The sequence below is a fragment of the Granulicella mallensis MP5ACTX8 genome (assembly GCF_000178955.2).
Taxonomy (GTDB): Bacteria; Acidobacteriota; Terriglobia; order Terriglobales; family Acidobacteriaceae; genus Granulicella; species Granulicella mallensis.
The window spans coordinates 2,083,269-2,103,928 of the sequence record NC_016631.1; the positions used below are offsets into that span (position 1 = coordinate 2,083,269).

At 59.5% G+C, this 20,660-nt stretch carries 17 protein-coding genes; 12 read left to right on the plus strand and 5 right to left on the minus strand.

Annotation, left to right across the window (positions count from 1 at the left end; all coding sequences use genetic code 11):
• Positions 1-381: 381 nt before the first annotated feature.
• On the minus strand, positions 382-1,962 hold the full coding sequence (locus ACIX8_RS08835) for a hypothetical protein (RefSeq protein WP_014264994.1): 1,581 nt from the start codon (positions 1,960-1,962) through the stop codon (positions 382-384).
• Between the two features lie 218 nt (positions 1,963-2,180).
• Between ACIX8_RS08835 and ACIX8_RS08840 the strand changes: the two genes are divergently transcribed.
• The 3 genes from ACIX8_RS08840 to ACIX8_RS08850 are packed head-to-tail and all read left to right on the plus strand — an operon-like array spanning position 2,181 to position 6,540.
• Entirely contained in the window at positions 2,181-3,242 is a 1,062-nt protein-coding gene (locus ACIX8_RS08840; protein ID WP_150110544.1) for a lysylphosphatidylglycerol synthase transmembrane domain-containing protein, read from the plus strand.
• 28 nt (positions 3,243-3,270) lie between these two features.
• Positions 3,271-5,256 (plus strand): arginine--tRNA ligase, encoded by a 1,986-nt coding sequence (locus tag ACIX8_RS08845; protein WP_014264996.1) that lies wholly within the window; start codon positions 3,271-3,273, stop codon positions 5,254-5,256.
• 27 nt (positions 5,257-5,283) lie between these two features.
• Positions 5,284-6,540, plus strand: coding sequence for a ComEC/Rec2 family competence protein (locus tag ACIX8_RS08850; RefSeq protein WP_014264997.1), 1,257 nt, complete (start codon positions 5,284-5,286; stop codon positions 6,538-6,540).
• On the opposite strand, the gene ACIX8_RS08855 is transcribed toward ACIX8_RS08850, so the two are convergent.
• The 3 genes from ACIX8_RS08855 to smpB all read right to left on the minus strand — a co-directional run bounded on the left by ACIX8_RS08855 (position 6,541) and on the right by smpB (position 9,758).
• Entirely contained in the window at positions 6,541-7,464 is a 924-nt protein-coding gene (locus ACIX8_RS08855) for a diacylglycerol/lipid kinase family protein (RefSeq protein ID WP_014264998.1), read from the minus strand.
• A gap of 108 nt (positions 7,465-7,572) precedes the next feature.
• Positions 7,573-9,093: a leucyl aminopeptidase gene (locus ACIX8_RS08860; protein ID WP_014264999.1), complete on the minus strand. Its 1,521-nt coding sequence runs from the start codon at positions 9,091-9,093 to the stop codon at positions 7,573-7,575.
• A gap of 125 nt (positions 9,094-9,218) precedes the next feature.
• Positions 9,219-9,758 (minus strand): SsrA-binding protein SmpB, encoded by a 540-nt coding sequence (gene smpB, locus ACIX8_RS08865; RefSeq protein WP_014265000.1) that lies wholly within the window; start codon positions 9,756-9,758, stop codon positions 9,219-9,221.
• Between the two features lie 232 nt (positions 9,759-9,990).
• On the opposite strand from smpB, the gene ACIX8_RS08870 reads away from it, so the two are divergent.
• The 8 genes from ACIX8_RS08870 to ACIX8_RS26495 all read left to right on the plus strand — a co-directional run bounded on the left by ACIX8_RS08870 (position 9,991) and on the right by ACIX8_RS26495 (position 18,277).
• Positions 9,991-12,696: a cohesin domain-containing protein gene (locus ACIX8_RS08870; protein ID WP_014265001.1), complete on the plus strand. Its 2,706-nt coding sequence runs from the start codon at positions 9,991-9,993 to the stop codon at positions 12,694-12,696.
• A gap of 38 nt (positions 12,697-12,734) precedes the next feature.
• Positions 12,735-13,241: a type II secretion system protein gene (locus tag ACIX8_RS08875; protein ID WP_014265002.1), complete on the plus strand. Its 507-nt coding sequence runs from the start codon at positions 12,735-12,737 to the stop codon at positions 13,239-13,241.
• Positions 13,235-13,657: a type II secretion system protein gene (locus tag ACIX8_RS08880; RefSeq protein ID WP_014265003.1), complete on the plus strand. Its 423-nt coding sequence runs from the start codon at positions 13,235-13,237 to the stop codon at positions 13,655-13,657. Before ACIX8_RS08875 ends, ACIX8_RS08880 begins: the two co-directional genes overlap by 7 nt.
• Before the next feature lie 99 nt (positions 13,658-13,756).
• Entirely contained in the window at positions 13,757-15,022 is a 1,266-nt protein-coding gene (locus ACIX8_RS08885; protein WP_014265004.1) for a M48 family metallopeptidase, read from the plus strand.
• A gap of 111 nt (positions 15,023-15,133) precedes the next feature.
• A complete protein-coding gene (gene queF / locus ACIX8_RS08890) occupies positions 15,134-15,547 on the plus strand; it encodes a preQ(1) synthase (RefSeq protein ID WP_044176419.1) in 414 nt (137 codons plus the stop codon).
• A gap of 15 nt (positions 15,548-15,562) precedes the next feature.
• The gene (locus ACIX8_RS08895) at positions 15,563-16,831 is read left to right on the plus strand and encodes a spinster family MFS transporter (RefSeq protein WP_014265006.1); all 1,269 of its coding nucleotides are present in this window, start codon (positions 15,563-15,565) and stop codon (positions 16,829-16,831) included.
• Positions 16,828-18,024, plus strand: a complete 1,197-nt coding sequence (locus ACIX8_RS24475) for a glycosyltransferase (protein WP_014265007.1) — start codon at positions 16,828-16,830, stop codon at positions 18,022-18,024. Before ACIX8_RS08895 ends, ACIX8_RS24475 begins: the two co-directional genes overlap by 4 nt.
• A gap of 151 nt (positions 18,025-18,175) precedes the next feature.
• Positions 18,176-18,277, plus strand: a complete 102-nt coding sequence (locus tag ACIX8_RS26495) for an SEC-C metal-binding domain-containing protein (RefSeq protein ID WP_223295493.1) — start codon at positions 18,176-18,178, stop codon at positions 18,275-18,277.
• Positions 18,278-18,358: 81 nt separating this feature from the next.
• Here ACIX8_RS26495 and ispG read toward each other — a convergent pair whose 3' ends face one another.
• The gene (gene ispG, locus ACIX8_RS08905; protein WP_014265008.1) at positions 18,359-19,591 is read right to left on the minus strand and encodes a flavodoxin-dependent (E)-4-hydroxy-3-methylbut-2-enyl-diphosphate synthase; all 1,233 of its coding nucleotides are present in this window, start codon (positions 19,589-19,591) and stop codon (positions 18,359-18,361) included.
• A gap of 245 nt (positions 19,592-19,836) precedes the next feature.
• Here ispG and ACIX8_RS08910 point away from each other — a divergent pair, with 245 nt between their 5' ends.
• On the plus strand, positions 19,837-20,652 hold the full coding sequence (locus tag ACIX8_RS08910; protein WP_014265009.1) for a TIGR03435 family protein: 816 nt from the start codon (positions 19,837-19,839) through the stop codon (positions 20,650-20,652).
• Positions 20,653-20,660: the final 8 nt, after the last annotated feature.

The window sequence follows — 20,660 nt, forward strand, 5'->3', positions numbered from 1 at the left end:
GCTGTGCGGTTGCCGGGGTTTTCGTTCTCCTGGGAAAGAACTAACACCAGGTAGTATGACTTGGTTTATTCACTAGGAACCATTAGCCGATCGAAGCAGAGGTCGAGGGCCATAAGCCTCCGAAGGCTCAAGGCGAACTCTGGCGAGGGTGCTGAGCGCTTGCTTATGGATTTTTTCAATGACTTAGAGTGCTTTTGTTAGCCATCAGTGCCCATGTTTCAATGGGTTACGATCGAAAGTACTTCTGTCACGGCAGAGATCTATGCCGCGATCAGATTAGTGACGACAAACGTTCATCTCAGAACTGACCGAATGTATTCCCCCGGTTTTTGCTCCCCTGGATAAAGGGGGACGCGTCCCGTAGAAGAACACGACAATTTCCTAACGGGCATTCGTAAGCTGGCAGACCTTGACTGTCCCATTGTCATAGGGGCAGGGGTGAACTGTGACTGCGGCGGAGTGAAGCACCATCCACGTTGCGCTCAGAGCTCGTAGCCGTGGATCGCGCAGGGCGTCGTTCTGTCCGCTGAGATCCTTCTGAGCCCTGGAGCCTTGCTGCCATAGGAGCGCGAGAGAGGGGGTAATGGAAGCCTCTCCGCCATCCTTTGAGAAGTCAGGAATCGCGCTGCGCAGAGCAATCGCGCGGAAGGTCTGTGCGTCTTCGCCTTCGGTATTGATATAGCGGGCATCGAGCGCAAAGAGCGCGTCCTGCGGTGTGTTTTTTCTGATCCAGAAGAAAGCCTGGACCCAGGGGTTGGTATTTCGATCTGCCCGCCACGGCAGTTCCACGTGGGTCGATGCGGGAAAGTCCTGCCGCTGAACGAAGCACATCACCGCCGCCATCGAAAGGAGGAGGGCGACGGACAGAAAACGCAGTGTCGATTGCAGGGGCGGTACTCGCTTGCCCGCATCGCTGCTGAGCTGCCAGAAGCTTGCGCCGAGCAGCATGATCATGACCGCGTAAATGAGCAGATAGATACGCAGCAGTTGCAGCTTCGCCAGGAGATGCACGGAAGCACTCTCATGGGCGAAGAGCAGAACGTTAAACGTGGCCACCATGCCCAGAACGAAACACGTCTGGCAGAGCACGTGGGCGGATGAACTCAGTTTGTTGTTGCGCCAGCGAAGAATCGCAGCCAGAACGATAAGCGGGCCGGCGAGGCCGAACAGTTCATACCATTGCCACTGGGAGAGAAACCAGTAGGAGCGAGTGAGAATCGCCTCCAGCAGGGCGGGGGATTCCGGCGGGGCAAACGCTTGCACTGCTGCTGCGACGATGGTGGCTGCTCCTGCCAGAACTGCCCAGGCCAGGGCGCGTCTGCGCAGTCTCGATGCACGCACGACGATGACAAACGCCAGGGCATAGGTCGCCATGAGCGGATGCAGCGCTGCTGCGATAGCAAGGAAGATCACGCACCACCGCAGGGATGGAGCAAGCCACCGGGAGAGCGGCCAGTCGTCCAGTGCAAAAGCGATGGCCAGAATCGAGAGAGGGGTGGAGAGGCTGCGCGCTGTGACGTAGGGGTCCATCAGCAGGAGAGCCGTGCCGGCGGCAGGCATCGTCCACCAGGCGCCGAGCAGCGCGATGCCGGCCAGTTGTGCCGGTTCGCTTGCAATGCAACGCTGCAGGAGCTGGCGCGCGGCGAAGAGCGTCAGCCACACGCTGAATAAATCGACGAAGAGAAGTACCCACGCAAGCGAAAAATGCGTGAGCTGCACGATAGCCGCAACCATGGGCGCGAAGAGCGAGTAGCCCAGGTGTTCGCGAACAAAGCCGGTGTAATACGGAAAGAGCGCGTGGTTGAGTGTGTACTCCACACCTGCGACGTAGAGGCCGCCGTCCTCGGCCAGCGGGTGATAGCCGTGAACGAGCACCGTCAGCAGCGACAATCCGAAGAGCAGTGCGGCCCAGGTTCGTCGACTCCAGATGTTCGATGTAGGCCCTGAGCGTGCTTCGGTCAATCTGTCCTCGTGCGCATGGTTTGCACCTTCGTTAGGGTATCCGAGAAGAGATGAGAAGTGGCTTGTTTTATCGCGGGCATCGTTAGGAAATGACAGAAAAAAGATGAGAAGACACGTCTATTTTGGATAAGACGGTCTCCTGCGCTCCTGCGATTACCCGGAGATACGAATCTCCCGGACGCTACAATGGAAGAAGTGTCTATGAATCATTTAAATCCATGCAGAGACAGGGTCGCGGTATCGCGGCTCAATGGAGCGCGACTGTGACGCGCGAGCGCCGGCTGAATTTGCTGAAGACATTGCCGGGCCTTCTGATCAGCGCGTTTTTCCTCTGGTTCACGTTCAAAGGGTTCAAGCTGGCGGACTTCAAGAGCATTCGCCTTGAAGCGCCAGCCTGGATCGCCGGGGTCATTCTGTTCAGTGTGGCGGGGTACACGGTGCGCTGCTACCGCTGGTGGCGTATGCTGCGCAGCGTGGGTGCGCGCTTTTCGGCCTGTGCCCGTGTCTTCATGACCTCGCTTGCCGCCAATAACATCCTGCCGCTGCGCATCGGCGACGTCATGCGCATCTTTACCTACGCGGGCGACCTGAACGCGACGCCGTCGATCATTCTCAGCACGGTGATTCTCGAAAAGCTGCTGGATATCTTTACGCTGGCGATCCTGTTTGTGGTCACCATGCACTTTGGAGCCGGGATTTCACAGCACCTGCTCGTAGCGGCAGAGATTGGAATCGTCGTATCGACGGCAGGGCTCCTGGTGCTGGTGTTTGGAGCCCAGGTGCTGGAGCAGCCGGTCAAGCGGCTCTTTGCTCGGACGAAGAATGAGAAGCTGGCGAAGGTGGAGCACTGGCTGCTGCTGGCCCTGGACTGCATCCGCCAGATCGGCGTGCTCGGAACCCTGGGACTGGTGGGCTACAGCTTCATCGCCTGGTTCTTCGAAGGGTTGTTGTATGTTTCAGCCGCTAAACTGGTAGGGCTGCAAACGGATTGGGCCGGCCCCTGGCAGGCTGTTGCGCAGGCGAATCTTTCGTTCTTGATTCCCAGTTCGCCCGGCGGCATTGGGCCGTTTGAATGGGCCTGCAAGGACGCCTTGATCAAGCACATGCCTGCTGGAGCAAATCTGGCGCCTGCCGGCATCTTCGGGCTGCTGATCCATGCCTGGCTGCTGGTCAGCATCACCGCGGTGGGGGGAGGATTGTTTCTCGCCCATCGCATCCACAGTGGCCGCCACAAGCCGCTGCTGGAAGAGATAGAAATACTTCCGGAATCGCTGCCGTAAAAGCAGGAATCAGAGAACAGGAAACAGAATGTATCGCACACTGCAACAAGCTATTCAAGTTCGCATTCAATCGCTGCTCGCCGAGAAGTATGGCGTCGAGCTGACGAATCTTGTCATTGAGCTGCCGCCGAAGATCGAGTTCGGTGAGATGGCATTGCCGGTTGCATTTGAGCTTGCCAAGCGTCTGAAGAAGGCTCCGCGAGCGATTGCGCAGGAGTTGCAGTCGGCACTGGCGGAGCTTCCGGGTGTGGCTTCCGTGGAGATCGCGGGCGCGGGCTATCTGAACCTGAAGCTCGACCGCGCAGCCACGGTGCAGCGCATCGCTGCGGATGAGCACGCCAGTGTTGGCGGCGCTGGGTTTCGCCTTGTTGAGCACACAAGCATCAATCCAAACAAGGCGGCGCACGTTGGGCATCTGCGCAACGCGATCCTGGGCGACAGCTTTGCGCGCATGCTCAAGCCGGATGAGTTCAAGCCGGGCTATGAGACCGGCGTACAGAACTACATCGACAACACAGGTGTGCAGGTTGCGGACATCGTCGTTGCGGTGACCGCGGTGAAGGGCATGACGCTCGACGCTGTGCGCGAGTGGCTGACCGAGCTGCTGGAGACGAACCAACGGCTGGACTATGTGTGCTGGGACCTCTATGCGGCGGTGTCGCAGTGGTATGACTCCGACCCCGCGCAGGCAGCCGCGCGGAAGCAGCTTCGCCTGGATACGCTGCATAAGATCGAGGCCGGCGGAAACGACACGGCGGAGATTGCGGAGCTAATCTCGACCGGAGTCTTGCGGCGTCATCTGCAGACGATGGAGCGGCTCGGTATCGAATACGATTTCCTGCCGCGCGAGAGTGAGATTCTGCACCTGAAGTTCTGGGAGACGGCCCGGCAGTTGATGGTCGAAAAGGGCGTGCTCTACCTCGAGACCGAAGGCAAGAACAAGGGCTGCTGGGTGATGCGCCGTGCAGGCGTTGAGGCCACACTCGAGGGACCGGACGAGGACGCCAAGATCATCATCCGGTCGAACGGAACCGTGACCTACGTCGGTAAGGATATTGCTTATCACCTCTGGAAGTTCGGCCTGCTGGGCAAGGACTTCGGCTACGCGAAGTTCCATGAGTACCCCACGCACACCTGTTGGATCTCGACGATGCACGGCGAGCAGCCGCACCCCAGCTTCGGCCATGCGGACGCGATCTATAACGTGATCGACTCGCGACAGGACGATCCGCAGACTCAGGTAAAAGAAGCCCTGCGCGGCATGGGCTATGAAGCCGAATCCGACCGCTATACGCACCTGAACTACGCGATGGTCGCGCTTACGCCACGCTGTGCTGCCGAGCTCGGCTATGTGCTGAGCGAGGAAGACAAGGCGCGCGCATTCATTGAGGTCAGCGGACGCAAGGGCTTCGGCGTAAAGGCCGACGACCTGATCGACCGCATGATTGCGGCTGCCCAGGCCGAAGTCGACACTCGGCATCCCGAGCTGGAGCAGGCGGAACGAGCGGCGATCGCGACGGCGATCGGCGTAGGCGCGCTGCGTTTCTTCACGCTGCGGTTCACACGCAATACCGTGATCGCCTTCGACTTCCATGACGCACTGAGCTTTGATGGAGAGACGGGACCGTACGCCCAGTATGCCGCAGTGCGCGCGGCCAATATCTTCCGCAAGGCAGGCGTGCCCGCAGAGGAAGCTCTGTCGAAGGTTGCGGCGCTGGACCTTGCTTCGATGCTCACAGGAGACGAAGGAACAAGCGTATGGGAGGTCTGGCTTACGGCCTCTCGCCTGTCGCTTGTGCTGGAGCAGGCAATCGCCGCCGCCGAACCCGCGATGCTGGCGCGGTATGCGTTCCAGCTCGCGCAGCAGTTCAACAACTTCTATCACCGTCACCATATCCTGACGGAGACAGATGAGACTCGTAAGACACTGCTGCTGGCAACAGCTGCGGTGGCGCGCAGGGAACTCGTGCGCGTGCTTGGCTGGCTGGGAATCACCGTTCCTTCGGCCATGTAGCAAGGGTAAATTTAAGCGGAGCTCATCATGGCAGAAGGCATCAGCAGGCGTCACTTTCTCTGGGGTTCCGCGGCAAGTGTTGCTCTCCTCGCTTCGAACCAGGCGCATGGCGCAGTTATACCTGCTGTTCCTATGGAGCCGTGGCAGCGCGGTTTCCTGGATATCCACCATATCTCGACCGGACGCGGCAATTCGGTGCTGGCCATCTGTCCGGATGGGACGTCGATCATGGTCGATGCGGGCGCGACAAAAGGTCCGACGGATGCCCTGGGGCCTGCACGTCCCGATGCTTCGCGCCGGCCCGGCGAGTGGATCGGGCGATATGCGCTGCATCATCTGCGGACGGCGCCTAAGAGGGAACTGGACTACTTCGTCCTCACCCACTTTCACGGCGACCACATGGGAGAGATCACGGCGGACTCTCCGGTCTCGTCGAAGGGCGACTACCGGTTGTCGGGGGTTGCCGATGTGGCTGAACTAATTCCTGTGCGGCAGCTTATCGATCGGGGCTATCCCAGCTATGACTATCCCGCGCCCGCAACCTACGACGCCACGCTGAACTACATTCGCTTTGCGCGTGCCGCCGAGAAGCACGGAACCAAGGTGGCGCGTTTGCAGGTGGGATCGTCACGGCAACTCGCACCGCAGCATGCTCCGGCGGAGTGCGCCTCGTTTGCCATACGAAATCTGGCTGCAAACGGAGATGTCTGGACTGGTCAGGGCGAGGACGTGAAGCACCTGTTTCCGCCGTTGAGTACGCTCAAGCCTCAGGAGTACCCCACGGAAAATGCCTGTTCCATGGCGCTGAAGTTCAGCTATGGAGCGTTCAGTTATTACATTGGCGGGGACCTGACCTGCGACACCCTCTTTGGCACTGAGCCCTGGATGGATGCAGAGAGTGCCGTGGCGAAGGTCGCTGGCCCGGTCAACGTTGCGGCGGTTGATCATCATGGCTACTATGACGCGACCGGCCCGGAGTTCGTGCGAGCCATGCGGTCTCGCATCTACGTGATCCAGACGTGGCATGCCACGCATCCCGCGCTGCAGGTTCTCGACCGGCTCTATAGTCCGATCCTGTATCCGGGAGACCGTGATGTTCTGGCTACGGGCATGGTTCCGGCAGCAGCCCTGGCGGACGCGCGCCTTTCGGACAGGATGTTGAGCCAGCAGGGGCACGTGGTGGTACGGGTTTTGCCCGGCGGCGATCAGTATGAGGTAATCGTGCAGGACGATACGGTGGAAGAGGGCAAGGTCAAAGCCCGGTTTGGACCGTACGCCGCGTAGTTAAAGTTTTCGCGGCATCAGCAATCGCAGCGCGTTCGGTAGAAGGCTTACGGTCATCGGTGTGCGCCCAAGCCACTCGCCATCGGCCTGCACCTGTACAGGGTTGGCTCCTGAGCCACAGGTAAAGCTTTCAACTTCCAGGGTGCGGACATGCGGGTTCCAGCGATGCAGGCGGCTCCAGCTCAAGGCAAACCACGCCGGCAGGGACAGGCTTGCGGGCGGCGCTGCAAGGGTGAGCCGCAGGTGAGGATCTTCAAGTGGGGCCCCGCGAGCCAGCGGACTAAAGAGGCCTCCCAGATCGCCGACTCGAACGGCCATGGCGCTGACAGCGGGCATCGGTGCAGCGTTGTTCGGTGGCGTCACATGGACTGCAAACGGGCTGAAGCGAGTGCTGGCGAAGAGGTGTGCCGCGCGCAGGTAGTAGCTGAGGCGTCCAAGACTGTGTTTACCGCTGGCGAGCATCTTGTAGACGAGCGCACCGTCGGGGCCGGCTCCGGCCATCACAAGGAAGTAGCGAGAGCGTTCTCCTTGCGGCGTCTGATAGCGGACCTGTCCGATGGGAATGATTTGCGATTCATGATCAAGCTGTTGAAGAGCTGCTCGCACAGGATCGAGCGAAAGTTGAAGATGCCGGGCGAGGGCGTTGGCGCTGCCTAGCGGGATGACTCCCATGACCGCTTGTGGCTGAAAGGCCATGCCTTGGAGGACCTCGTGGATGGTCCCGTCGCCTCCACAGGCAAAGACGATCTCTGCGCCTGCGGTGCAGGCTTCTGCTGCCTGGCGGCCCGCGGTGCCTGGCGCTTTCGTGGGGATGGTTTCGAGGTCGAGGCCTTCGTTGCGGAGAGCTTTGGCTATGTGCGCGATGAGGTGTTCGGCGTGGCGGCGTCCTGAGGCGGGGTTGTAGAGCAGGACGGCTCGGCGCATGGATTTAGTTTATGCGGGCTGTTGCTGCTCTCCGGGCCTGGGGGATGGCCCGGAGAGCGTGGGCTTTGTTGAGCTAAGAGCTATGAGGGATTGAGCGACGAGAGCGTGTTAGCTGGCGTAGCTGCGGACCCACTCGGTGATGCTGCGCACGGCGATTCCGCTGGGGCCCTTCGACTGCCACGGCTTTACCTCGTCGATCCAGGCGGTGCCTGCGATGTCGAGGTGGATCCATGGGGTTTCGCCGACGAACTCCTTGAGGAACATGGCAGCGGTGGTGGCTCCGCCGTAGCGTGAGCCGCCGGTGTTCATGATGTCGGCGATCTGGCTCCGGATCTGTTCGCGATAGTCGTCGGTGCAGGGCATGCGCCAGAACTTCTCGCCGGAGACCGGGAGACCGTTGGTGAACTGCTCGACCGTGGCATCGTCGTTGGAGAAGAGGCCGGCATTGAGCAGGCCGAGTGCGACTCCGATAGCTCCGGTAAGGGTTGCGGCGTTGATGAGTCGCGTCGCACCGAGCTGCTGCGCATAGTGCAGACCGTCGGCGAGCACCAAGCGGCCCTCCGCGTCGGTGTTGAGGATCTCGATGGTCTTGCCGGACATGGCCGTGATGACGTCGCCGGGTTTAAAGGCCTTGCCGTCGGGCATGTTCTCGCAGGAGCAGACGACGGAGACCACACGAACATTGGGCTTAAGCTGCGCGATGGCGCGCATGGCCCCGATCATCGCGGCGGCGCCCGCCATGTCGTACTTCATCTTGTCCATGTTCTCGGCAGGCTTGATGGAGATGCCGCCGGTGTCGAAGGTGATGCCCTTGCCGACGAGGCCGATCACGGGGGTGTCGGCAGCGGGAGGCGTTGCGGGTTCGTAGCGCATGACGATCAGGGCAGGAGGCTCAACCGAACCCTGTGTGACCGCAGCGAAGGCTCCCATCTTGAGCTCGAGGATCTTGTCAATCGAGTGAACCTCGCACTGCAGGCCGAACTCTGAGCACATGGCAGCGGTGCGCTTGCCGAGTTCGGTGGGTGTGAGGATGTTGCCCGGCTCGTTGACCAGCGTGCGGGCGAAGTTCTGCGACTCGCCGAGGATGATGCCTTCGGCGAAGCCGGTCTGCATCTCTGCCAGGGACTTCTCGTTCGCTTCAACGTGCAGGACTGTAACCGTGCCGATGCTCTGGTCCTTGCGGTCGCTGCGGTAGATGTCGATGTCGAAGTCCGCGACCAGGGCGCCCTCGGCCAGGGTGCGTGCGGTCAGGCTGCCGGGCAGCGCTTTATCTCCGGGGAACAGGATAGAGAGCTCGCGAAGGCCGCGCGGCTTGGCGAAACGGACGGCGACGCCTGCGCCCTTGCGAACTTCGTGAACGGAGAGAGCCTTCGCTTTGCCGAGGCCGACGATGAGCAGCCGCTCGGCTTTCAAGCCGGAGGGGCTATGCAGGAGCAGGGTTTCGCCGAGCGTGGCTTTGAACTCGCCGGAGGTGAGCCAAAGGGCTGCGGCCTTGGCCAGGGCTTCGGATGGGTTGAGCAATGCAGGGGCTGCGGGCTCATCCTTGCCGGTGGCGGTGTCCACGGCGAAGACGGTAAGGAGGGGGGAGGCGAAGGTGGCAGGGTCCTGGAAGAGCAGCTTTGTGGTCACGGGTTAATGCTACTTGAGATTGGGGAGGGGTTGGGCGGGGGCGATCTAAAAACGGGAGGAAGCAGGTTCGCTCGCTGCGCTCGGAATGACAAGCCAGAAAAGCAAAGGCACGGGACTAGCCAGGGTTAGCGCCGCTGGCTTCTTGCGATGGCAGCTTTGGCTTCCTTGTCGCCTTCGCGGGCGCGCTCGGTGGCGCGCTTGTCCCAGTCCTGCTTACCCTTGGCGAGTGCCAGTTCGCACTTAACGCGGCCGTTCTTGAAGTACAGCTTCACCGGGATGAGCGTGTAGCCCTTCTGCTTGGTCGCGGCTTCGAGCTTTTCGATCTCGCGCTTGTGCAGCAGCAGTTTACGCGTCCGGAGCGACTCGTGGTTCATGTTGTTGCCGTGCGAGAACGGGCCGATATGCGCGTTCAGTAGGAAGCACTCGCCGTCCTTGAGCAGGCCGTAGGCGTCTTTGAGGTTCGCCTTACCTTCGCGGATGGACTTGACCTCGGTGCCGCGCAGGGCAACCCCGGCTTCGACACGGTCGGAGAGGAAGTAATTGAAGCTGGCCGAGCGATTAAACGCAGCGTCGCGCTGGCCCGCGGCAACCGGATCGCGGTCTTTGGGCTTGACGGCTGGTTTTTGCACGGCAGAAACGGTCGGATTGGATAGCGAACGGGGCATTGGTACGTCCAAGACTTCATAAGAGCTGCTGAAACGGCCGGAACAGGATCGAACCGTGATCGCCTCAGGGCTTCTGTAGAGCCTTGGATATTCGATGCTAGCAGATGAATGCCGGCTGAGAGTTTGTTAGAAACAGATGAAAGTGCGTTAGACAGTAATTAAATGTCTAATTTACGTCTTGGATCTAAACTTCCTGCCGTCTCCTGCGTCGAAGAACTTGCAGGCATATGGCATGCAATACGTTCTGCTGCTGCGAGGAGGCCTGAGCCACCCGCGGACGGCAGGCGCAACACTGTACCCTATGGCGGAGAACCCAGTGATACGAATGGTATTATCGAACCAGCCCGACCAACCGCTCGAGACCGCACCAATGCTCGCCGCGAAGCCTGTTTTCAATGCTTCAAGGCTGTTGCTGCCCCAGGTCTTCGAGCCCAGCGTCCGAGGCCACCTGGAGCGGGTTCCACGCATGCAGTTACGCAGGATCGGTCGGCGCATCGCCATGTCTCACTACAGTCAACATATCGTTCGCGGCAGCTTTGCGCTGTTGCTCGTCTGTGGTTTTGCGGGAGTTTTCTCCGCATCGGCACATGCCCAGTCCGCAAGCTCGTGGGACAAACGCGGCGCGAATGCCGAGGCGCGCGAGGACTACGACGCGGCGTTCGAAGCCTACCGGCAGGCGCATCTGAAGAAGCCCCAGGACCTGCGCTACAAGACGCACTACGAGCGGTTGCGGTTCCAGGCCGCGAATGAACACGTCGACCGTGGCCGTGTGCTGCGTCAGTCCGGCGATTTCGGCGGAGCCATCAATGAGTTTGCTCGGGCACTGCAGATCGACCCAGGCAATCAGGCGGCATCGCAGGAATTGGACTTTACCGAAAAATCATCCAAGGGCGAGGCTCCGAAGACCGGTCCGCAGGGGCAGGTGATCCCTCCGGTAGGTCTGGAGCAGACTCCGCGCCAGAAACAGACGATGCGCGACATCGCCTCGCTGGGGGAGCCGGTAAACCTGCAGCCTGTATCGGATGACCCCGTTACTTTGCACATGGTGCAAGATACGAAGGCGATCTACCAGGCCATCGGCAAGGCCGCCGGCTTGAATGTAATCTTCGACCCGGACTATGTCTCCAAGAGCATTCCCGTGGACCTGACCAGCGTGTCGCTCTACGACGCGCTTCGTATCGTTGGGACGCTCTCGGGGACCTTCTGGAAGCCTGTCACCTCCAATACGATCTTTGTTGCGCAGAACAATCGCACCAAGCGTACCGACCTGGATGATCTTGCCGTCCAGACCTTTTATCTGACCAATGTCTCCCAGCAGAACGATGCCAACGAAATCCTGGTGGCGTTGCGCAACCTGCTCGACCCGGCCCTGAAGATCTACCTGGTCGCCAGCCAGAACGCCTTGATCCTGCGCGCGACCCCCTCCGAACTCATTTTGGCGGAGAAGCTGATTAACGATCTTGATCGCACACGCGCGGAGGTTGTGGTCGATGTGGCTGTGCTCGAAGTGAGCCGGCAGAAGGAACGCGATCTGGGCATCACGCTGCCCACCAGTTTTGGCTTGACGCCGCAGTTTTCCAATCAGAATGTAACAAACAACAACAGCTCAACCGGTACAAACACAAACACTGGATCGGGAGCGCCGACTACAACTACCTCTTCGAGCCTCACCCTGAATTCGTTGGGCAATCTCAACGCGACGAATTTTGCTGTTTCGCTTTCCGGCGGAACGGTGAATGCCTTGCTATCGGATTTGGATACTCGAATCCTGCAAAATCCGCGCATCCGCGCAACCGACGGCCAGCACTCGACGCTAAAGATCGGTGAAAAGATCCCAGTCGCCACGGGTTCGTACAACTCGGGCGTATCGACGGGCCTTGCCAATATCGGTGTGCAGACGCAGTTCACGTATCTGGACGTCGGTGTGAACATCGACATTACGCCTACCGTGCATTATGACCACGAGGTTTCGCTGAAGATGAAGGTCGAAATCTCAGCGTCGAATGGTAATGTGACGATCTCGGGTGTAACGGAGCCGATCATTACGCAGAGAGTCGCGGAACAGGTGATTCAGTTGAAGGACGGCGAACCTTCGATTCTGGCGGGTCTGTTGCAGCAGGAAGATACGAAGACGATCAATGGAACTCCCGGACTGGGAGAGCTCCCGTTCTTCAAGTATTTTTTCAGTAGCCAGGACAAGGTCCAGCAGTCGGATGAGATCGTCTTCCTGATCATTCCTCATATCGTCCGCGAGTCCATTTTGACCGACGAGAATACGCGTGCGATCTATACCGGTTCAGGGCAGTCGATCGATCTGATTCGCCGCGATCCGGCGAAGGTTGAAGCAGCCTTGGCTGCCCAGTCCGCGCTCCAAAACGGTGCCGGAACAGCTTCAGGCCAGTCGACTTCGGCGGCGCAGGCTGCCCAGGCGATGGTTGCGCAGTTGAGAGATCAGGCAAACAAACCTCTGCCGCCTACTATCAATCAGGGGAGCGCTTCTGGCGCGGGTGCGAGTACTTCGGCAACCCCGATCAATCTCTCTGTCGTCTCTCCGGCTGGAAATCAGGCTGTGGGGTCAACCTTCACGGTGAGCGTGACGGCGGCCAATGCGCATGACCTTTTCAGCGTTCCTCTGCAGATGCAGTTCGATCCGCATCTGCTCTCCCTGGTGGATGTGGACGCAGGAGACTTGTTGAGCCGCGATCATCAGGCGGTCGCCCTGGTACATCGCGATGAGGGCAATGGCGCGGTGACGATTTCGGCTTCACGTCCTCCGAACGCTACGGGTGTCAATGGGCAGGGTACTCTCTGCACGCTGACCTTCAAGGCTCTGGCGCCGGGCGATGCGACGCTGGCCCTGGTGAGAACCGGCGCGAAGGATAGCAAGCAGAACACCATTCCGACGATAGGCTCGCAATCTGTCGTGCATGTGAAGTAAGACAAAAATAGCGGTTAAGCAGGAAAGGAGCGAAGAATATGGCTCGAATTGATTTCGGAAGTGCAACGATGGCAACCGGATTGAGACGAAAACCGCTTCGCTCCGGTGAAGCCGGGCTGACGTTGATGGAACTCATCATCGTCGTTACGATGTTGTCGATCCTGGCAACGGCGGCGGTTCCTATCGCCAGGTTTCAGGTCAAGCGTGCCAAGGAGCGTGAACTGCGGCGCGATCTCTGGGCGATGCGCGACGCGATCGACCGTTATAAGGACGTGGCTGACAAAGGCCTGATTCAGACCAAGGCCGACTCGATCAACTATCCTCCCGATCTTCAGACCCTGGTGGACGGAGTCGAAGTACAAACCAAGAAGATGCGCTTTCTGCGGGCGATTCCGATTGACCCCATGACCAAAAACGCCGACTGGGGGATGCGGTCGAACCAGGACGATGCCGATTCCGATAGCTTTGGCGGACAGAACGTCTTCGATGTTCATAGCAAGAGCACGGACACCGCGCTGGATGGGACTAAGTACAACACATGGTAGAGCCCAAACCAATTCGTGCACGTAAGACCACCCGCGAGAGCGGCTTCACACTCATCGAGCTGATGATCGTGATGACGATCATTGGATTGCTGGCAGCTATTGCGATCCCGAGCTATCTCAAGTCGATCACCAAGGCAAAGGAGGCAGTCCTTAAAGAGGACTTGCACACCATGCGGACGGCGATCGACAGCTATACCGTCGATAAAGAGAAGGCGCCGCAGGCGCTCGACGACCTGGTGCAGGCGGGTTACCTGAAGTCGGTTCCTATTGATCCCATTACCAGCCGCAACGATACGTGGATCACAGGCCAGTCCGACACCTTGACGGATATCAACGAGACCCAGGGTGGATTGGACGATGTGCACTCAGGGGCGCAGTCGCTGGCCAGCGATGGAACAAGCTATAACACCTGGTGATAAGTTCTCCCCGTCTGTACATAACTTCATTTTTCGGCGTTTAATGGGAAAGCGGAGCCGTGCCTGAACGGCAAGGACCGGCGCTCGCTGGAGCTCCCTATGCGTAACCTTACTTTCGCCGCTCTTCTTGCAGTATTACCGGCAATCGTTCTGGCGCAACAGCCTGCTGCTCCAGCACCTGCGACTCCCGCTGCTCCTCCCGCCCAGGGCCAGACCCCAGCTACCCAAGCTCCAGCCAGCCAGACTCCTGCCGCACAGTCGCCCGATAAACCGGCCGATGCCAAGGCTGATCCTCCTGCATCTACGCAGCCTGCACCCGCGCAGTCTGCGGACAAGCCCGGCGAAAAGGGGACAGCGGCGAAACCTGCCGATACTACAGCGAAGAAAGCCGACCCCATTCCTTCTCCGGGAGAGCAGCTCGATCCCAACATCCACAAGGGAACTGAAGAAGATGTAAGCGCTGTGGGAACGCGGAACATCGGTGGCCGAGGCATGGGGAACTGGTATTCGACGAACTGGGAGATCTCGAACGGCAAGCAGTTTTCGATGGAGATTGAGAAGCAATCGCACCTGGTGACGGACCCCGTCGTGGTGGAGTACGTGAACCGTGTAGGGCAGAACCTGGTGAAGAACTCCGACTCCAAGGTTCCGTTCACGATCAAGGTGCTGGACACTGATGAGATCAACGCGATGGCGCTGCCGGGCGGCTTCTTCTATGTGAACTCGGGGCTGATCCTGGCGTGCGACTCCGAAGACGAGCTTGCCGGGGTGATGGCTCACGAGATCTCGCATGTGGCTGCGCACCATGCTGCCCGGGAGATGACCCGGATGAACTACATGCAGATCGGCTCTGTGCCGCTGATGATCTTCACGCAGGGAACCTGGACTGGCTATGGGATCTATGAGGCAGCGCAACTGGCCGTTCCGCTGACCTTTTTGCAGTTCTCACGGCAGTTTGAGGGGGAGGCCGATTTTCTCGGCATCCAGTACATGTACAAGGCCGGATATGACCCCCAGGGCATGGTGTCGATCTTCGAGAAGCTGGATGCGCTGGAAAAACACAAGCCCGGTGCGCTCTCGAAGGCCTTCAGCGACCACCCCGCGACGCCGGATCGCATAGCAGCCGTCGAGAACGAGATTGCGACGATTCTGCCCGCGCGCCCCGATTATCTTGTGACGACCTCGGAGTTCGACCAGGTGAAGGCCCGGCTGGCGCGTATCCAGAACAAGCGCGGCATCAACGACAAGAAGGGCGGCAACAAGCCCACGCTGCGCCGCACCGGTTCGACCAACAACGACCCAAATTCAACGCCGACAGGGACGAGTTCCACCGACGACCGCCCGACCCTGGGACGGAAAAACTAGGGACATGGGCAGGGAATGGCAGACTGCGTGGCAGAGGTTTGTCGCGCGGATTTGTTGCGTCCAGGTATGAGATCTGAGCAGCGAGAGGCGAGTTTGGGAGAAAATAGAGAGATGGACGAGAAGACCCACACTACCGGCTACACCGACGACCACGCCAAGGCGGGGCTCGACACGAAGTTCCCAGAGATCGAAACCTGGCGCAACCAGTTCCGCGCGTACGAGATCCTGATCGACGACCCTGAGTTCACCTCGGTCTGCCCGAAGACCGGCCTGCCTGACTTCGGCGTGCTGACCATCCGCTATATGCCGCGCGAGAAGTGCCTCGAGCTGAAGAGCCTGAAGGAATATCTGTTTACGTATCGCAACTTGGGGATTTTTCAGGAGAACATCGCCAACCAGGTGCTGGACGACGTAGTGAAGGCGACCGACCCGGTGTGGTGCGAGATCAAGGGTGATTTTAGGCCGCGTGGCGGAATTTCTACCGTGGTAACGGCACGCTATCCGCGTACAGAAGAGAGATCGTAGTATCCTCGCCTCATCATGACCACAGCTCCGACGACAGGAATGAAGTCCAATCGCAGCGCCATCGCGGGGGCAACTGTAGCGCTTGTTCTGCTGACGGGGATGAACTTCGTCAACTACCTTGACCGCTACATTCTGCCGGCGGTGCAGGAGCAGGTAAAGGGCGAGTTTCGTCTCTCCGATGACCAGATCGGTTCGCTGACACTGTGGTTTTTCGTGGCCTATGTGCTGTCGTCGCCGATTACGGGATGGCTGGGCGACAGGTTTCCGCGCAAGCCGATGATCGTGATTGCGGCGCTGGGAATCAGCGCGATGAATTTTTTCACGGCAAGCGTACACGGGTATCTGTCGCTGAATATCCGGCACGCGGCGCTGGGTGTCGTTGAGGCGAGCTTCGGGATCTTTGCCCCGGCGCTGCTGGCGGACTTCTATGCGGAAGACAGACGAAACACGGTGCTGACGATCTTCAACGTTGCGATCCCCGTGGGAGCGGCGTTGGGGTTCCTGACGGGCGGCATGATCGGACACAGCCATGGATGGCGTATGGCGTTTATTGCCTCTGCCGTGCCGGGAGCGCTGATTGCGCTGTTGATCCTGTTCTTTATGAAAGAGCCGCAGCGCACCGGCAGCGGGCAGGAAAAGGCTGTTGCGGATAAGGCTTCAGTGCTGTCGTTGCTGACGAACAAGGCGTATCTCTGCTCGATCCTGGGGTACGCGGCTGTGACGTTTTCGCTGGGTGGCATCTCGTGGTGGATGGTGTCGTTTCTGCAACGCATCAACGGCTTCTCGCAGGACCGTGCCGGAACCGTCATGGGGGGCATCACGGTGGTCTGCGGATTGGGTGGTACGGTTTGCGGCGGCGTGCTCGCGCAGTGGTGGTCGAAGAAGAGCGATAAGGCCCTGTACCTGGTTCCGGCGTTGAGTGCGCTGCTCGCGGTGCCTCCTGCGGTGCTGTGCTTCTTCGGGCCGAAGAGCATGACCCTGCCTGCGCTGGGTGTGGCTGTGTTTCTTGTCTTCCTTGGCACGGGACCCGTCAATGCTGCAACGTTGAACGCCGTACCTGCGAATCTGCGGGCCTCGGCTATGGCGGGGCAGTTGTTCGCGATCCATGTCTTTGGAGATGCCTTTTCGCCAAAGATCATCGGTATCGTCAGTGACCACTCGAACCTGCGTCTGGGGCTTGGCGTCACGTTGATTACCTTTGTGCTCGCGGCGATTATCTTCTTTATCGGAGCGCAGTTTGCGCCGAAGTTGAAACACACCCTCGAGGCTCCTGCCGTCGCATGATCGATAGAATCTGGCGGGATGTGATCGCACTTTCCGCCTGGGGTATTGCCATACCCTGGTGTGTCAGAACGAGCGCATTGATCCAGAACTTTTCGCTGGTGCCGGACCTGAGCTGGCTCGACTGGAATGTTTCTCCCACCGGCACGCCCGGTCTGATCGTCGTCGTTACGGCGCGCGATGAGGCGGACAACATCGCCGCAACGCTCGACACGTTGCTGGCCCAGGACTATCCGTATCTGCGCGTCCTGGCAGTCGATGACCGGTCGGTGGACGCGACGGGCACGATCATGGATGAATATGCCGCTCGACGCCCGGACCGGTTGACGGCTCTCCACATTACCAAGCTGGAAGAGGGCTGGCTGGGCAAGACGTTTGCCATGCAGGTGGCGACGCAGAGCAGCGACTCCGAGTACCTGCTGTTTACCGATGCCGACGTGCTGTTTTCGCCGTCGATCCTGCGCCGGGCCCTGGCCTATGCCGAGCAGTCGCAGGCCGCACATCTCGTCGTGATGCCTACGGCACAGGTACGTTCGCGCGGCGAGGGAATCGTGCTCGGATTCATCCAGATGCTCGGCCTCTGGGCCTCGCGTCCGTGGCGCATCGCTGATCCCAAGGCACAGAAAGACATCATTGGAGTAGGGTCGTTCAATCTTGTGCGGCGCGATGCCCTAGAGGCGATTGGCGGGCTGGAGCCCCAGCGATTGACGGTGCTTGAGGATGTGATCCTGGGACGGCGTATCAAGGCTGCCGGACTGCCACAGCGCGTCGCCTTTGCTCCCGGAATGGTGCTGGTGCACTGGGCGAAGGGTATGGGCGGGATTGTGCGCGCGATGACGAAGAATCTCTTCTCCGCTTTTAACTTCCGGCCGTTCCTGCTGCTGGGTGCTTGCTTGTGGATCGTTGTGTTCTGTCTGCTTCCGATTGCCGGGCTGGTCTGGTGGGTGACGCTGCTGCCGGCGTTGTTGGTGCTCAGCTGCGTCGCGGTGACATATCGCGAGTTGAGCGCAGTCAGCGAGGTCGATGCGCGCTATGGGTGGCTGTATCCGCTGGGCGCGCTCATCTTTATGTACGGCATGCTGCGCTCGATGGTGGTGACGTGGGTGAATCGAGGCATCATCTGGAGGGGAACACTCTATCCGCTGCGTGAACTGCGCCGGTTTAATAGCCCCTTTCAGTGGAGGAGTAAGAATTAGGTAATCGCTGCATGGTATCTTTTCTACATTCCAATCAGGAGGACTGATATGAAGACCCACGACAACGACCTCCACTTTTCCTTTCGAGCGCAGCAGTAAACGCCGTAAGGGATTCCCCTCAGAAACACGCGTCAAACGCGGTCTCCGGTTTGTGCATGGAGATAAAGACCTGTACGAAAAGTTGGGCAGAAACGATCTGTGCCCCTGCGATTCCGGCAGGAGCTTTCAAGCGGTGCTGTCTGGCATCGGGTAAGTTCGACGGAAGTGTTCGCAACTACTTCTTTCCGCAAATAAAAAAGGGGACGGCATATGCCGTCCCCTTTCATTTCTCGCTTTAGACTTCGACGAGCTGATGTCCGTAGCGCTTCTGGACGTACTCATCGAGAATGACCTGGAACTCTTCCACGATCCGGTCGCCCTTGAGTGTGGTGAAGAGCTTGCCGTCGACGTAGACCGGGGCCTTGGGCTCCTCGAATGTGCCGGGCAGCGAGATGCCGATGTTCGCGTGCTTGGACTCACCGGGGCCGTTGACGATGCAACCCATGACGGCGAGCTTCAACTCTTCGACGCCGGGGTACTGCTTCTTCCACTCGGGCATGGATTCGACCAGATAATTCTGGATGCGCTCGGCGAGCTCCTGGAAGTAGGTGCTCGTGGTGCGGCCGCAGCCGGGGCAGCTCGTGACCTGCGGCATGAAGCTGCGGATCGAGAGCGACTGCAGGATCTGCTGGGCGCAGCGAACCTCTTCCGAGCGGTCGCCGCCGGGCGTCGGCGTCAGGGAGACGCGAATGGTATCGCCGATGCCGGCAAGCAGCAGGGGAGCGAGGCCGGCGGTGCTGGCGACAACGCCCTTCATGCCCATGCCCGCTTCGGTCAGGCCGAGGTGCAGCGTGTAGTCGCAGCGCGAGGCAAGCTCGGTATAGACGTCGACGAGGTCGCGAACGCCGGAAACCTTGGCGGAAAGGATGATCTGATCGCGGCGCAGGCCGTAGCGCTCGGCTGCGGTGGCGTTGTCGAGCGCGGAGACGACCATCGCCTCCATCATCACATCGCGCGCATCCCTGGGCTCGGCGGACTTCGAGTTGTCGTCCATCATGCGGGTGAGCAGCGCCTGGTCGAGCGAGCCCCAGTTGACGCCGATGCGAACAGGCTTCTGGTACTCGACGGCGGCTTCCACCATGGTGCGGAAGTTGTCGTCGTCCTTCCGGCCGATGGAGACGTTGCCGGGGTTGATTCTGTACTTGGAGAGCGCCTTGGCGCAGTCGGGATACTTCCGCAACAGCAGGTGGCCGTTGTAGTGGAAGTCTCCGACGATGGGCGTGTTCCAGCCCTTTTTCTGAATGCCTTCGACGATATAGGGAACGGCCTTTGCCGCTTCATCGTTGTTGACCGTGATGCGGACGAGTTCGGAGCCGGCACGGGCCAGGGCAGCGACCTGCTGGACGGTGCTCTCGATGTCGGCGGTGTCGGTGTTGGTCATCGACTGGACAACAACGGGAGCGTCGGAGCCGACGCGGATGCCGCCTACATTGACGGTGACGGTTTTTCTACGGTGAATAGCGGGCATAATCAGTCTTTAGTTTACCAGTTTGCTATGGAGCGTCAGGGGGGAGAGGCGAATGGGGTACCATTTCGCGTAATAGAATGAAGAAGTTCCGAGGCTGGGGAAAGCCTTCAGGCAGAGGGACTTAGATCGGATTCAAGAGCGATCTCCGGTTGGCGATTTGGCAAGATTGCTGCTTCTGATCTGCTTCTGCAAGCGTTATACAAAGTAAAGGTCACAGTATGAAGCCGTAAGAAAGGTATCGTCCAATGCTGATTGAGCGAAGGTTATGGCGAAGGCTGCTATCCACCGTTGCGCTGGGGATAGCCATTGGTGTGATCGCATCGGTTGCGAAGGCCCAAAGCAGTGCAGGGCCAACCTTCGATGTGGCTTCCGTGAAGCAGAACAAGGCGTCCGTCGACGGCAGGTCGCATATTTATAGTTCTTCGACCAGCGGAAACTTTCGAACGGCCAATGTCCCCATGAAAGCTCTGCTTCAGCAGGCTTATGGCTTGCCGGAGAGTCAGATCTTCGGCGTGCCTGAGCCTGTCAGTTCGGCGATGTTCGACATTGTGGCAAAGGTGGATAGCACGTTCGATGTGCAGTTGAACCTGCTCGATGAAGAGGCGCGAAAGGCGCAAAAGAGGCTGTTGCTTCAAGCCTTGCTGGCAGATCGATTCCATCTGAAGTGCCACAAGGAGACCAGAGAACTGCCGATCTATGCCCTGGTGGTGACGAAGGGCGGTGTCAAGCTGGTGGCAGCGCAGTCGAATGGACTGCTGATCAACGGTTCTTACGGCAAATTGACGGCTCAGGGATTGACTACCGACGGTCTGGCGCGGGAGTTGGCGAGGGTTTTAGGGCGGCCTGTTGAAGATAAGACAGGCGTTCCCGGGCGGTTCGATGTGACGTTACAGTGGACCCCGGACGAAGGCCCCGCCAGGTTGAACGGAGTATCGATTGCCGATCCTCCACCGTCGATTTTTACGGCGATTCAGGAACAGCTCGGACTAAAGCTGGAGCCGCGTAAAGGGCCGGTGGAAGTTCTCGTCGTGGATCATGTGGAGATGCCTACGGAGAACTAGCGGAGTAG

Coding starts and splice junctions, on each gene's coding strand:
- ACIX8_RS08840 (WP_150110544.1), top strand. CDS start 2,181: ATGCAGAGACAGGGTCGCGGTATCGCGGCTCAATGGAGCGCGACTGTG.
- ACIX8_RS08845 (WP_014264996.1), top strand. CDS start 3,271: ATGTATCGCACACTGCAACAAGCTATTCAAGTTCGCATTCAATCGCTG.
- ACIX8_RS08850 (WP_014264997.1), top strand. CDS start 5,284: ATGGCAGAAGGCATCAGCAGGCGTCACTTTCTCTGGGGTTCCGCGGCA.
- ACIX8_RS08855 (WP_014264998.1), bottom strand. CDS start 7,464: ATGCGCCGAGCCGTCCTGCTCTACAACCCCGCCTCAGGACGCCGCCAC.
- smpB (WP_014265000.1), bottom strand. CDS start 9,758: ATGCCCCGTTCGCTATCCAATCCGACCGTTTCTGCCGTGCAAAAACCA.
- ACIX8_RS08870 (WP_014265001.1), top strand. CDS start 9,991: ATGCAATACGTTCTGCTGCTGCGAGGAGGCCTGAGCCACCCGCGGACG.
- ACIX8_RS08875 (WP_014265002.1), top strand. CDS start 12,735: ATGGCTCGAATTGATTTCGGAAGTGCAACGATGGCAACCGGATTGAGA.
- ACIX8_RS08880 (WP_014265003.1), top strand. CDS start 13,235: ATGGTAGAGCCCAAACCAATTCGTGCACGTAAGACCACCCGCGAGAGC.
- ACIX8_RS08885 (WP_014265004.1), top strand. CDS start 13,757: ATGCGTAACCTTACTTTCGCCGCTCTTCTTGCAGTATTACCGGCAATC.
- queF (WP_044176419.1), top strand. CDS start 15,134: ATGGACGAGAAGACCCACACTACCGGCTACACCGACGACCACGCCAAG.
- ACIX8_RS08895 (WP_014265006.1), top strand. CDS start 15,563: ATGACCACAGCTCCGACGACAGGAATGAAGTCCAATCGCAGCGCCATC.
- ACIX8_RS24475 (WP_014265007.1), top strand. CDS start 16,828: ATGATCGATAGAATCTGGCGGGATGTGATCGCACTTTCCGCCTGGGGT.
- ispG (WP_014265008.1), bottom strand. CDS start 19,591: ATGCCCGCTATTCACCGTAGAAAAACCGTCACCGTCAATGTAGGCGGC.
- ACIX8_RS08910 (WP_014265009.1), top strand. CDS start 19,837: ATGCTGATTGAGCGAAGGTTATGGCGAAGGCTGCTATCCACCGTTGCG.